The organism is Bacillus sp. BML-BC051 (assembly GCF_019656175.1).
Classification (GTDB): Bacteria; Bacillota; Bacilli; order Bacillales; family Bacillaceae_G; genus Bacillus_A; species Bacillus_A mobilis.
This window is the reverse complement of record NZ_BPLI01000009.1, coordinates 205,398-219,487: the sequence shown is the minus strand read 5'-3', so window position 1 is coordinate 219,487 and position 14,090 is coordinate 205,398. Positions and strand designations below refer to the sequence as shown.

General features: G+C 36.5%; 12 protein-coding genes and 2 riboswitches. Of the genes, 4 read left to right on the top strand and 8 right to left on the bottom strand.

The genetic code is table 11. The features are described from left to right. Positions 1-78: 78 nt before the first annotated feature. The 6 genes from K5S59_RS03615 to K5S59_RS03590 form a co-directional block, all read right to left on the bottom strand. The gene (locus tag K5S59_RS03615; RefSeq protein WP_000764239.1) at positions 79-567 is read right to left on the bottom strand and encodes a hypothetical protein; all 489 of its coding nucleotides are present in this window, start codon (positions 565-567) and stop codon (positions 79-81) included. A gap of 79 nt (positions 568-646) precedes the next feature. Beyond that, the gene (locus K5S59_RS03610; protein WP_001012500.1) at positions 647-1,021 is read right to left on the bottom strand and encodes a nucleoside 2-deoxyribosyltransferase; all 375 of its coding nucleotides are present in this window, start codon (positions 1,019-1,021) and stop codon (positions 647-649) included. Positions 1,022-1,115: 94 nt separating this feature from the next. Beyond that, a complete protein-coding gene (locus K5S59_RS03605) occupies positions 1,116-1,376 on the bottom strand; it encodes a DUF3966 domain-containing protein (protein ID WP_000817963.1) in 261 nt (86 codons plus the stop codon). 96 nt (positions 1,377-1,472) lie between these two features. After that, positions 1,473-2,531 carry an undecaprenyldiphospho-muramoylpentapeptide beta-N-acetylglucosaminyltransferase gene (gene murG / locus K5S59_RS03600; RefSeq protein WP_098258946.1) on the bottom strand — a complete coding sequence of 353 codons (1,059 nt, stop codon included), beginning with the start codon at positions 2,529-2,531 and terminating at the stop codon, positions 1,473-1,475. Between the two features lie 18 nt (positions 2,532-2,549). Then, the gene (gene metH, locus K5S59_RS03595; protein ID WP_120450868.1) at positions 2,550-5,948 is read right to left on the bottom strand and encodes a methionine synthase; all 3,399 of its coding nucleotides are present in this window, start codon (positions 5,946-5,948) and stop codon (positions 2,550-2,552) included. Then, positions 5,948-7,780 (bottom strand): bifunctional homocysteine S-methyltransferase/methylenetetrahydrofolate reductase, encoded by a 1,833-nt coding sequence (locus K5S59_RS03590; RefSeq protein ID WP_097843953.1) that lies wholly within the window; start codon positions 7,778-7,780, stop codon positions 5,948-5,950. Before K5S59_RS03590 ends, metH begins: the two co-directional genes overlap by 1 nt. A 70-nt stretch (positions 7,781-7,850) precedes the next feature. Then, positions 7,851-7,960, bottom strand: a riboswitch (SAM riboswitch). Between the two features lie 204 nt (positions 7,961-8,164). Further along, a riboswitch (SAM riboswitch) is annotated at positions 8,165-8,274 on the top strand. Positions 8,275-8,367: 93 nt separating this feature from the next. Here K5S59_RS03590 and metI point away from each other — a divergent pair. From metI to K5S59_RS03570, 4 genes are all read left to right on the top strand, one after another. Further along, positions 8,368-9,480 carry a cystathionine gamma-synthase/O-acetylhomoserine thiolyase gene (gene metI / locus K5S59_RS03585; protein ID WP_120450869.1) on the top strand — a complete coding sequence of 371 codons (1,113 nt, stop codon included), beginning with the start codon at positions 8,368-8,370 and terminating at the stop codon, positions 9,478-9,480. Next, entirely contained in the window at positions 9,477-10,640 is a 1,164-nt protein-coding gene (gene metC, locus K5S59_RS03580; protein WP_120450870.1) for a cystathionine beta-lyase, read from the top strand. Before metI ends, metC begins: the two co-directional genes overlap by 4 nt. A 159-nt stretch (positions 10,641-10,799) precedes the next feature. Continuing rightward, positions 10,800-11,312: a cysteine hydrolase family protein gene (locus K5S59_RS03575; RefSeq protein ID WP_120450871.1), complete on the top strand. Its 513-nt coding sequence runs from the start codon at positions 10,800-10,802 to the stop codon at positions 11,310-11,312. A gap of 433 nt (positions 11,313-11,745) precedes the next feature. Further along, on the top strand, positions 11,746-12,036 hold the full coding sequence (locus tag K5S59_RS03570) for an ArsR/SmtB family transcription factor (RefSeq protein WP_000894375.1): 291 nt from the start codon (positions 11,746-11,748) through the stop codon (positions 12,034-12,036). A gap of 144 nt (positions 12,037-12,180) precedes the next feature. Here the strand turns inward: K5S59_RS03570 and K5S59_RS03565 are convergent, their stop codons facing one another. Together K5S59_RS03565 and K5S59_RS03560 are read right to left on the bottom strand one after the other, a co-directional pair. Next, positions 12,181-13,293: a class I SAM-dependent methyltransferase gene (locus tag K5S59_RS03565; protein ID WP_000525124.1), complete on the bottom strand. Its 1,113-nt coding sequence runs from the start codon at positions 13,291-13,293 to the stop codon at positions 12,181-12,183. Positions 13,294-13,302: 9 nt separating this feature from the next. Beyond that, the gene (locus tag K5S59_RS03560) at positions 13,303-13,932 is read right to left on the bottom strand and encodes an MBL fold metallo-hydrolase (protein WP_000871244.1); all 630 of its coding nucleotides are present in this window, start codon (positions 13,930-13,932) and stop codon (positions 13,303-13,305) included. Between the last annotated feature and the right edge of the window lie 158 nt (positions 13,933-14,090).

Below are 14,090 nucleotides of genomic sequence, written 5' to 3'. Positions count from 1 at the left end.
AGCGGACAGACAAAACTAGATGACAAAATTATTATAATGTAAAAAAAGAACGTGAGGATATCACGTTCTTTTTTTACATTATACGTTCATCTTTTCCTTTAGTTGTAATCCTGTAATGGATTGTAATACATCCATTGCTTCTCCAAATGTCATATCAAAAATTGTTTTATCTTCTATGTATGGAAACTGTCTAAAACGCTTTTCTAACATTTTCACGGCGTCCGACGTAAAGTTTGCACTATCAATTCCAAATTCTGTTTCAAGAAGAACGATCCAATCTAACACGTGAAAACCTAATCCATTTACGAATGAAATAAGTTTTTCTTCTGGCTGTGAAGATAAGAATACGCATCGTTCCATCTCACTAAAAAGTTCTTCTCCTAAAATATCAGCTAATTCCTCATCATGTTCACGGTCAATAATTTCTTCATAACCATAATCATCAACAAGCTCCTCAACTTCTTCACTATCCTCACAAAGCAATTGACTAAGAAGTGCATCTTTCTTAAATTCACTTTTTTGTACGACTTCTAAAAAGCTCGTTTCCCATCCATTTTCTAATTTCATATTATATACTCCTTTATATAGGTTTCTTATCATCACTGTACCCAAAAGATCACTTTTATAACCTTTTAGACAGTTACTATTATTTCACGTGATCCATAACATAAGATGCAAATTCAGTTGCATCTCCTTCAAAAATATTTATTTCTGGCAAATGATAGAACGTTGTTTGAAGCAGGTTTCTTTCATGGTATACATATATCTTTTTCTCTAGCGCAATCGCCATTCCAAACTCTGTATGGCTCCCGTTTCCGCCATCTAATATAAGTAAAAAGACATCCGATTTTTTTATAGCATTCTTTTCTGCCTGACCAATTTCTCTTAATTGATCTTGATTCACTGCTCTTTCGTTTCTTGTCCAATCATATGTATGGTGCCATCCTGCATGGTTCAGTTCATTTGCTATAGAACGTACAAGATGTTTATTTTGGAATCCTGAGGCGACATAAAAATTCATTTATATACACTCCTTCATTATGTATGGGAAACTCCTTTTAGCGTTACTTGCTATACACATAATAAAGAACGACTTCAAAAAAAAATCCCCATCTTTAAAACTTATTTGCGTTTAAATGATGGGATTCTTCATGCTCTTCTTTTATTTTTTTCTTTTTATAACTTTCATCAGCTAACATTTCTAGTTCAGCTGTTATTTCTGATTTTTCAAGCTCTCTTTCTTGCGAAAATTTCCTTGAAATATAAACAATAACACTACCAACGTACAACACAAAGCATATAATAAGTGCAGTATTTTCATAGAGACTTAGCTCCAACACAGTCACTCCTAATCCATTCGTATTTTCACGCTTCATCAATTGGAATTTCCCTACTAATCCATTTGTTATTGTAACATAAAAACACGGTTTCTTGGAATCTTTCATCCTATTAAAAGAGGCATGATTGTTTCATCATGCCTCTGAAATATGTTGAATGATTGTTTGAATTGCTTCTTTTCCATTATATTTTTTTAGAGCTGTTTTATACATCTCATTATTTTGATTTAATTCTTCGACATGCTTTATAAGAGAATTCACATTCACATCTTCTTCATACAATACGGAAGCATATCCTTGTCTTTCAAAAGACTCTGCATTTAGTATTTGATCTCCACGACTTGCAAATTTCGATAGCGGAATTAAAACCATCGGCTTTTGCAATGTTAAAAACTCAAAAATGGCATTAGAGCCCGCACGTGAAATAACAAAGTCTGTTATCGCTAATATGTCTGGCAGCTCTCCATGTATATATTCAAATTGTCTATATCCTTCTTTATTTTGTAAACTTCCATCAAGATTACCTTTTCCGCAAAGATGAACAATTTGATATTTTTTCAGAAGTTCTGGTAACGCCTCTCGAACCGTTTCATTAATTTTCTTTGCGCCCAAACTTCCTCCCATGATTGTAATAACTGGCTTTTTACGTGAAAAACCTAAAAATGCTAAACCTTTTTCACGATTTCCCTTTAGCACTTCTTCACGTACAGGAGCTCCTGTATAGATTACTTTTTCTTTCGGTAAATGTTTCGCAGCTTCTTCAAATGTAACAAATATTTTCGAAGCAAAACGGAGCGCAATTTTGTTTGCTAGTCCTGGCGTCATATCAGATTCATGTAATAAAACAGGTACTCTATTTAGCCATCCTCCAATTACGACTGGTACAGATACGAAACCACCTTTTGAAAAAATCACATCCGGTTTTAGTTTTCGAATCCTTACATACGCATCCATAACACCCTTCATTACAAGAAAAGGATCTTTTATATTTTTCAAATCAAAATAACGACGTAGCTTGCCGCTTGCAATACTATAGTACGGAATGCCTTCCTTTTCTATAATCGTTTTCTCAATTCCTTGATGTGAACCGATATAAGAGATATCCCAATTCTGTTCTTGTAAATGTGGAATGATGGCTAAATTAGGTGTTACATGCCCTGCCGAACCGCCACCTGTAAAGACTATTTTCTTCATACGTCTCCCCCTTCTACACTATAATACACTAAAATATCTTGCCTCAGGGTGAGAAAATACCATAGCCGTCACAGATGCTTCTGGCTCCATCATAAATCCTTCCGTTAATGAAATACCTATTTCTTCTGGATGAATAAGGCGAAATAACTTTTCTTGATCCGCAAGTTCTGGACATGCTGGATAACCGAAGGACACGCGTATCCCTCTATATTTCGTACGGAAACGTTCTTCCATCGTCAGTTCTGGTGAATCTGGAATACCCCAGCGATCACGAATGAGCATATGTGTTTTTTCAGCAAGTCCTTCTGCTAGTTCAAGCGCTAACGATTGAATGGCATGACTGCGTAAATAATCACCCTTCGCCTTCCACTCTTCAGCAATATCCCGAACGCCTTCCCCAACCGTAACAGATAGAAAAGCAACATAGTCCATCTCATCTCCAACTGAGCGTAAATAATCACCTAACGTACGATATGGTGCTTTTCCTTGTCTAGGGAATGTGAAACGCTCTATAACACGCGTATGATCTTCTGGATCATATATTACAATATTTTGTCCGTCGCTTTGCGCTGGGAAAAATTGATACACTGCTTTCGGTTTTAACCAAGATTGCCCTTCCTGTAATAATTCGTCTATTAAATCATTTAATTCGTGTGCTCTTTTATCTCCCTCTCGCAGAAGCTTCTTCACACTTCCTTTTAATCCAAGGTGATGTCCAAGTAACATCTGTCTATTTAAAAATGGAGCGAGATGAAGGGCTGGAATATCACGTAATACAATTCGCTTTGTTGAATCAGGCACTATAACCTCTGCCTTCGGTAATGGCTCAATTACTGCTGGAATCTCTACTTTCTTCTCCTCTTTTTCTACGATATGAAGATGACGCTCTTTTTTATCTTGTTTCATCTTCTCACGCTCTTCTTCCTTTTGAAGCTTATTAATAATATCAAGACCAGTCATCGCATCACTCGCATAGCATACGAGCCCTTTATATGATGGTGAAATACGATTATCTGTAAACTTTCTTGTTAACGCTGCCCCGCCTACAACGATTGGAACATCAATATTTGCTGCTTTTAAATCTTCAGCAGTCGTTACCATTTGTTGCGCTGATTTTACTAATAAACCAGAAAGACCAATAATATCAGGCTTCTTTTCTTGTACTTCTTGTACAATTCGATCCGAGCGAACATTGATTCCTAAATTAATAATCTCATATCCGTTATTCGATAAAATAATTTCAACGAGATTTTTCCCAATATCATGTACGTCACCTTTAACAGTTGCTAATAATACTTTCCCTTTTTTCGCACTATCGCTAGATTCCATATGTGGCTCTAAATAGCTTACGGCAGCTTTCATACTTTCAGCACTTTGCAATACTTCAGCAACGATAAGCTCATTATTATTAAATAATCGTCCCACCTCATCCATTCCTGTCATAAGTGGGCCATTAATAATATCCAAAGGCTTTCTTCCTTCTGTAAGTGCAAGACTTAAATCTTCTTGTAACCCTTGCTTCGTACCTTCTACAATGTAATTTGCTAGTCGCTCATCAAGAGTTAATGTTTCTTGGATAACGACATCTTTCTTTTTTGCCACGCGATAGAAGTTTGTAAATTTTTCTAACGTCTCTTGCGTCGTTTCAAAAAGCAATGCATCTGCAAGACGTTTTTCTTCCTCAGGAATTGACGCATACCGCTCTAATTTTTCCGTATTCACAATCGCATAATCTAACCCTGCTTTCGTTGCATGATATAAAAAGACGGAATTTAATACTTCGCGTCCAGCTGGTGGTAAACCAAATGATATGTTACTTACACCTAAAATCGTTAAACACTCTGGTAACGCTTCTTTAATAAGGCGAATTCCTTCTATCGTCGCTGCCGCCGAGCCAATATATTCTTCATCACCTGTACCTACAGGAAATACAAGTGCATCAAAAATAATATCTGACGGGCGTATACCATATTTCGTCGTCAATAACTCATAACTTCTTTTCGCAATTTCAAGTTTTCGTTCTGCACTAACCGCCATACCATCTTCATCAATTGTTCCTACAACAATAGCAGCACCATATTTCCGAAGAAGCGGCGTCACTTTTTTAAAGCGTTCTTCTCCATCTTCTAAATTAATTGAATTAATAACAGCTTTTCCTTGAATATAAGTAAGAGCTCGCTCCATCACATTTTCATCTGTTGAGTCGATCATAATCGGTACTTTTAACACTTTCGTAACTTCTGCCAAGAAGTTTTCCATATCTTCTATTTCATCGCGATCAGGATCTGCCATACAAATATCAATAATATGAGCATTTTTCTTCACTTGCGCTCTTGCGACTTCAGCAGCCTCTTCAAATTTCCCTTCTGCTACTAATCGTTTAAATTTACGTGATCCAATAACGTTTGTTCTTTCACCAACAAATAACGGTCTCATAGAATCATCATATTGAAGTGCCTCTAATCCACTAACCCCATGCCCAGCTCTCTCTTGCTGTTCACGCGGCTTAAGAGACGCTAACGCAGATTTCATTGCTTTTACATGTTCTGGTGTTGTGCCACAACAACCACCGATAATATTAACCCATCCTTCTTCAGCAAATCGCTTCACTTTTTCAGCGAGAGAAGATGGAGATTCATGATAATGTCCATCTTCATCAGGAAGACCTGCATTTGGGTAACAAGAAATGTAACACTCCGACAAATCAGACAGGGAACGAATATGGTCTCTCATAAACTCCGGACCAGTCGCACAGTTTAATCCAACAGACAATGGCTTCATATGTTCTATCGATAAGTAAAAAGCCTCAATTGTTTGCCCAGCCAGAGTCGTTCCCATCGGTTCAATCGTTCCCGAAATCATGATGGGTACAATTTTATTTAGCTCGTCGAAAGCTGCTTGAATTCCAATATAAGCAGCCTTCACGTTACGCATATCTTGACTCGTCTCAACGAGTAATACATCTACGCCACCATTTAATAATCCTCTTGCCTGCCGTGTATAGGCTTCAATTAATTCTTCAAACGTCACACCACCAGTAACACTAATCGCTTTCGTTGTCGGTCCCATTGCTCCCGCAACATATACTTCCTTCCCACTTTCGTTGACCGCTTGTTTCGCTAAACGTGCCGCCTTCTCATTTAATTCCTCATCTAAATGCGACAACTCATAATCACTTAATACAATATTTGTCGCCCCAAATGTATTTGTTTCAATAATATCCGCTCCAGCTTCAATATAAGCTTTATGAATCTTTAAAATGACATCAGGCCTTGTTTCTACTAAATATTCATTACAACCTTCGTACTCTTCTCCTCCGAAATCTTCCGCAGTTAAGTCCTCTTGCTGGATCATTGTTCCCATTGCACCATCTAATATTAAGATGTTATTTTGTAATTTTTCTTCTATACATTTCATCAGTTAATACCTTCTTTCACTTCTTGCTTTTCTCTCACATATTTAACAAGATGTTCTGTAATTTCATATTTTAGAAATGGTGTAATAAGATAAATGCCGTTAAAATATTTCATCGCTGCATCGATCAATTCTTGTGAAATGCGAATCCCTTCCTCAATTGCTGCCTCTTTCGTTTCATGTCCATCCATTCTCTCCCTTATTTCTTCAGGTAGCGTAATTCCTGGCACCTCAAAATGAAGAAAATCTGCATTCCGTTTACTTATTAGTGGCATAATCCCAATAAAAATAGGTTGTTCCAAATGCTTTGTCGCTTCATACACTTCTTCAATTAGCGCGATATCGTAAATTGGCTGTGTTAAGAAATATTCCGCTCCAGCATCTATTTTCCGTTCCATTCGCTTAACCGCTGCTTTTAAATGTCTTACATGCGGATTAAACGCACCTCCCACCGAAAACCTTGTTGCTGGCCCTATTGATTTCCCTAAAATGGAGCGCCCATCGTTCATTTCTTTGATCATTTTAATGAGCTCAATAGAGGACAAATCATATACAGAAGTGGCACCTGGAAAATCACCAACGCGTGCTGGATCTCCAGTTAAAGCTAGCACTTCTTCCATGCCTAACGCTGATAAGCCTAGTAAATGAGATTGTAGTCCGATGACGTTATGGTCTCTACACGTTAAATGCGTCAATACTGGAATATCATGCTTCGTTAATAATGCCCCCATTGCCATATTCGAGACGCGAGGCGATGCTAATGAATTATCTGCTAGAGTAATAGCATCTGCTCCAGCTCTTTTCAATGCTCTCGCGCCTTCAAAAAATCGCTGCGTATCTAATGTTTTCGGTGGATCTAATTCCACTACTACTGTCGTTTGTTTTTTTGCTTTCTCTGCTAATGTGACATGAGCTTTCGAACGTTTCTCGTGTGTATGAACTACTTTCGGTCTTTGAATCGTATCCTTTTCTATTACAGGCGTAACATTTAGAGTAGCACGTTTCATACTTTCAATATGTTCTGGAGTCGTGCCACAACAACCACCTAATAACCGAATACCTTGCTCAATAAATTTCGGTGTCATCGCTTCGAAATAAGCTGGACTTCCCTCATATACGTAACGTCCCTCCACATAATTGGGGAGACCTGCATTCGGATATGCTGACAAGTAGCCATTTTGCGGAATCGATATCATTTTAAAAGCTTCCGTCATATGAAGCGGTCCTAGTTGGCAGTTCAATCCAACAACATTTGCACCGTAATCTAGAAGTTGTTTTAATATTTCATTTACATCATTTCCATTTTGAGTTGTGCCTGCCTCATGCAATGCTAATTGAGCTACAATTGGAATATTCGTTTGTTTTCGTAGCACCTGAACAGCATGAAGTAATTCAAACTCATCATAGAAAGTCTCTAATAGCAGTCCATCAACCTGTTCTTCTAGTAATGCACTTGCCTGCTCAAGTAGCATAAATTCTCGCTCCATATCAGTTGTCGTAACAGCTCCGATATGTTTCATACCGCCAATTGTTCCTAAAATTGCATTTCTATCTGTAACAGATGCTTTCGCCAATTTTACTGCCGCTCTATTAATTTCCGTAACTTGATTTTCTAAACCATACATACGTAATTTTGCTTCATTTGCTCCGTACGTATTTGTTTGAATTACATCTGCCCCAGCAGCTACATATTGCTTATGAATCGATATAATTAAATCTGGATCAGATATGTTCAATTCTTCAAAACTACTTTGCAAACCATGTGAATGTAATAACGTCCCAACCGCACCATCACCTATTACAATTCCTTTTGATAATAAATCTAGTAATTTCACAAATCTCCCTCATTTCTATCAATATAAAAACCCCCTCTTCAATTTGAAGAGGGGGACATAATCGTTCCTCCTCTTATTATGCAAAACAATCGTTTTGCAGGTATTAGCACCGTTTCAAACATTTCGTTTGAAGGTTGCCGGGTTTCACAGGGCCTTTCCCTCCACCGCTCTCAATAAGAGTTTGTCTTTATTATTTTATTTATGTAGCTAAAAGGAAATGCGTTCCCCTTTTAACAATGTTTGTTAATTTTTTTAATAAATTTAGCATGCACAAATACAAAAGTCAATGACACTTGCGGAAAAATAAAAATTATTTAAAATAAAGTTGCAATTCAATTATCTTTTGTTGTAAAGTTAAAAACATAATAAAATTTCATACGAACATTCTTATCTAGAGAGGTAGAGGGACTGGCCCTATGACGCCTCAGCAACCATTAACATTTGTTAATAAGGTGCTAATTCCAGCAAATTGTGAAAGATTTGACAGATGAGAAGAAGACTCTATTCAAACCGAAAGCCTTCTTCTTAGAAGGCTTTTTTTATTTTACATTCACTTAATTGTTAACTTTAAAAGGAGGAATTTTTACATGTCAACTATTGAAACAAAACTAGCACAAATCGGAAACCGGAGCGAAACTACAACAGGAACTGTTAATCCGCCTGTTTATTTCTCAACTGCTTATCGTCACGAGGGAATTGGTAAATCTACTGGTTTTGACTATTCACGAACTGGAAATCCAACTCGCGGTCTTTTAGAACAGGCAATCGCAGACTTAGAATACGGCGAACAAGGTTATGCCTGTAGCTCCGGAATGGCAGCTGTTCTCCTCGTCCTTTCGCTATTCCGTTCTGGAGACGAACTTATTGTGTCTGAAGATTTATACGGCGGCACTTATCGATTATTTTCTGAGCACGAAAAAAAGTGGAACGTTCGATGTAGATACGTAAATACACAATCTATTCAAAAAATTGAGAAAGCTATCACAGCTGAAACGAAAGCTATTTTCATAGAAACTCCGACTAATCCATTAATGCAAGTTACTGATATTGCCGCTGTCGCAACTGTAGCGAAAAGACACGGACTACTCCTTATTGTAGACAACACATTCTACACGCCTTATATACAGCAGCCATTAACAGAAGGTGCTGACATTGTACTTCATAGCGCAACGAAATATTTAGGTGGGCATAACGATGTACTAAGCGGACTTGTCGTTGCAAAAGGAAAGGAACTTTGTGAGGAAATCGCTCATTACCATAATGCCTCTGGTGCAGTCTTAAGCCCATTTGACTCATGGCTATTAATTCGTGGTATGAAAACGTTAGCGCTTCGTATGAGACAACATGAAGAAAATGCAAAAGCAGTTGTCGCTTATTTAAATGATGAAGACGGGGTGACAGATGTATTTTATCCTGGAAAAGGCGGTATGATCTCATTTCGCCTGAAAGATGAAACGTGGATCAATCCATTCTTACAATCTTTATCCTTAATTACATTCGCTGAAAGTCTTGGTGGTGTTGAAAGTTTAATGACCTATCCAGCAACGCAAACACACGCTGATATTCCAGAAGAAATCAGAACAGCAAACGGTGTATGCAATCGTCTTCTTCGATTTTCCGTGGGCATTGAAAATAGTAACGATTTAATTCAAGACTTAAAGCAAGCCATTACACTTGTAAAAGAAGGTGTAAGAATATGAGTTATTCTATAGATACACTCTTACTGCACAACCAATATAAACATGACTCACAAACAGGAGCTGTTAACGTTCCCATCTATAACACATCAACATTCCACCAGTTTGATGTAGATACGTTCGGGAAATATGACTATAGCCGCTCTGGTAATCCAACACGTGAAGCTCTTGAAGATATCATTGCATTATTAGAAGGCGGAACAAAAGGATTTGCCTTCGCATCGGGAATTGCAGCGATTTCTACTGCATTCCTCCTTCTTTCACAAGGTGATCACGTACTCATTTCAGAAGACGTATACGGAGGCACTTATCGAATTATAACTGAAGTTCTCTCCCGTTACGGTGTTTCACATACATTTGTTGATATGACCAATTTAGAAGAAATAAAGCAAAACATTAAGCCAAACACAAAACTCTTTTATGTGGAAACACCTTCTAATCCACTTTTAAAAGTGACAGATATTCGTGCTGTTTCTCAACTTGCAAAATCTATTAATGCCCTTACTTTTGTTGATAATACATTTTTGACACCATTATTCCAGAAGCCACTTGATCTTGGTGCCGACGTCGTTCTTCATAGTGCCACAAAATTCATTGCCGGTCATAGTGATGTTACTGCCGGATTAGCTGTTGTCAAAGATGCCGAACTCGCTCAAAAACTTGGATTTTTACAAAATGCATTCGGCGCTATTTTAGGTCCTCAAGATTGTTCTCTCGTGCTTCGCGGCCTAAAAACATTGCATGTACGTCTTGAGCACTCGGCTGCTAACGCCAATAAAATTGCACACTATTTACAAGAGCACGCTAAAATCCAAAATGTTTATTATCCTGGCTTACAAGCACATCTTGGATTTGATATTCAACAATCTCAAGCTACATCAGCCGGAGCTGTCCTATCTTTCACTTTACAATCAGAAGACGCACTCCGCCAATTTCTATCAAAAGTAAAATTACCTGTCTTTGCAGTTAGTTTAGGAGCTGTCGAATCGATCCTTTCCTACCCAGCTAAAATGTCACATGCAGCACTATCGCAAGAAGCTCGTGATGAAAGAGGGATTTCTAATTCATTACTTCGGTTATCCGTCGGCCTTGAAAATGTGGACGATTTAATATCCGATTTTGAAAATGCCCTTTCTTATGTAGAAGAACCTGTAAATGCATAGAGAGAAAAGAAGATATGAAATTAAGTTATCATATCTTCTTTTTATGCTGTTGCGTATATTTTACTTTTCATATAGTTCATAAAAAAACGAAAGAGCACCCTCTATTTCCAAGTAATGAATTAATTGATATATTAAGAAGTAAAAAAAGGGGCAAAAACAATGGATACTTGTGCAGATGTTTTAATCGTTATCGATCTACAAAACGGAGTATGTTATAGCGAAGAACATTTATTTGATTTACAAAACTTACTTACAAAAGTAAATAACAGAATTTCTTCATACAGAAAATCAAATAAACCAATTCTTTTCGTTCAACATTGTGATAATAATTTAGTACCCGAAAAAGAACTTTGGGCTATTCATGCTAATCTAGATGTTCAAGAACAAGATTTTTTTGTAAGAAAGACACATGCCAATTCATTTTATAAAACAAACTTAAAAGAGATTTTAGATCAATTATCTGTACATCGTATTGAATTTTGTGGTGCCCAAACAGAGTACTGTATGGATGCTACGATTAAATTCGCTCATGGACTAGGATACGAAAACTTCATGGTACAGAAAGCAACCTCTACATTAAATAATCCATTTATGTCCGCAAAAGAGACAATTGATTTTTATGAAAATATATGGAATCACAGATTTTTAAAATTGATACAAGGTGAACGCTAGAATATATAACTAATGTCTTGGTAATTCTAAGATTTATCAGCTATATTCAAACATTTCGTTTTCACCATCAAGAAGCTGACTACATTCAGCTTCTTTTCTTTTAACCTGTTTTATATTCTATATATAACATTATAATTCCTTTATCATATTATTTTAAAAATTTCGTATATTCATTTGAAAGAATAAGAAATTCATGATAAAATTGTGTTACAAATATATCTATATCTTTCAATTTTTAAAACGCATCGAAATTTTCACCCAAAAATGTCATTTTACAAAACCGTGCAAATTTATCTACTTTATTTACATCAGGGTCTCTTTTCTTACAATTTCTTTACTTTAGGACTTTTTTTCTGCAACAACTGTTTTCTTTTCTTTAATTTTTTGGTATGTATAGTATGGTATAACAGCTCACACGGAGGTGGAAAAGAACATGTTAGAAACCTTTCAAAAAGAAATAGAACTATATGAAAGCAATGCAGAATTATTGAAAGTACTTGCTCATCCTGTTCGCTTATGTATTGTAAAAGGATTAATTGAACGTGGTCCAAGCAACGTTTCTACAATGTACACTGGCTTAAACATGCCACAATCTACAATTTCACAGCATTTAGCAAAGTTAAAAAGTGCTAAAATCGTTTCAAGTGAAAGAAAAGGGTTGGAAATTTATTACAAAGTAGAAAACGAGACAATTATTCAACTCGTTCGCGTATTATTGGGTTAGGGACTCATAAACAGAGAAAAAGGACGTATTCTATATTTTTTATCTCATATCTTTAATATAAATATATATCATGAGAGGAAATATATGATGCTACATAAGTCGTATTAAAAAACAAGACACAGAAATATGCTGTGTCTTGTTTTTTTATATTTTCAAATACCGCTCCAAGTGTAACTGTTGCATATGTTTCGTATGTATCACAACATCAAATGCACTCCCTAATCCTCCGCTCAAAATCATAGAACGAACTGCACGATTTTGTTTTTGAGTTTCAGAAAAAGGATTTCTATCTTGGTGACCCGTAAGCTGATCTAGTATTCCTGCTGCTAACAAGAATTCAGACTGCTTCTTATGCCATACTGTATCCATCCCTTGCAAGCTAAACATCTCTTTCAGTTCATCCCAATGAATATGAGCAGTAAGATCCATTTCACCTGGATGCGCTAAAGGATTACGGATTAACTTATGCTCGTAATACCCTCGTAAGCTTCCTTCTTGATGTGCAGGATGCATCCATTCTTCTTTTGTATATCCATAATCAACTGTAATACATATACCTTTTTGAAACCATTTCGCAATGTCTTTTATATATTCTTCCATCACAATTGGCACTTCAAAACGCTGACCTTCTGCAAGATGAATATTATATTTCAATAAGTATCGACCGATGCTTTTATGTAACGGCCTCCATACTTCTGCAAGTTTCCCTTCCTCTGTGTACGTAACACGTACCTCATACAACATTCCATTTCTCTTCTCAATTACTTCAACAGGAAATGCATCAAATAGCTCATTCGAAAAAAGAATCCCATCGAACGATTCTCCCATTTCACTATACGACGTATAATACGAAACATTTGAAAACGAACAAAGATTTTTCTGCTGTAAGCTTCTATGAAATGGACTCATTTCAATCATTGAATAGTTTAAATCAATAAAGGTTTCTGGAGAGACTTGCTTCCATTCTTGTAAAACATCATAGGCAAACCTTCCTGTTCCCCCACCAATCTCACAAATATTCGGAGCAACTTCACCACTTTCAACAAGACGAATAAAAAACTTAGCAAAGGTTTTTGCAAAAACAGAGGATACATTGCTACTTGTAAAAAAATCCCCTTGTCTTCCAATTTTTTCACGTTCTTTCATATAATAGCCATGCCCCTCTGTATACAATACAAGGTTCATATACGTACTATACGAAATTGAATAATCCTTCTCTTTCCCCATCCATTCTTTTAAAATGAGCTCCATCCCCATAATGACTCCTTACTGTAAAAATGGATTATTTTCTTTTTCAAAACCAATGCTTGTTTCTGGACCATGTCCACATAGCACCGCTGTTTCATCTGGTAATACAAATAATTTTTCTTCAATACTTCCAATCAATTCAGCAAAACTTCCACCAGGTAAATCTGTTCTTCCGATGCTCATTTGGAACAATACATCTCCAGAAAATACAGCATTCGCCTCTTTACAATAATAAGAAATACTGCCCGGAGAATGTCCTGGCGTCTCAAAAATCTCAAAATTAAATGAACCAATTGCTAATGCACCTTCTGCATCAATAATATGATCTGCTGGTTTTGCTGTAATGCTGCGATTCATCATAAAAATTTGAGAGCCATTTACAGTTGCATCGCCTAACCAATCTGCTTCTTCTTTATGTACGTACACAGGAATATGAAAAGCGTCTCTTACCGCATCAACAGCGCCAATATGATCGAAGTGAGCATGTGTTAATAAAACAGCCAGTGGCTTTAATTGTTCTTCTTGTAAATATGTAACGAGCTTCTCTCCTTCGTGACCTGGATCAAAGATAATACACTCATTTTGATCATTCGTTAAAATATAAGCATTCGTTTGTAATGGGCCTAACGGCATTTGTATCCATTTCATATGAAAATCTCCTCCAATTATTAAACTTACTTTCAATGATACAACATTTTTTTCTCTTAGGAAAAGAAAGGATGCTATCTCGACAATCATTTTTAAAACATGTACAATGTAAAAGAGTAAATATTCCAAAAACTCATATTGAGGAATGGGTAGACAGA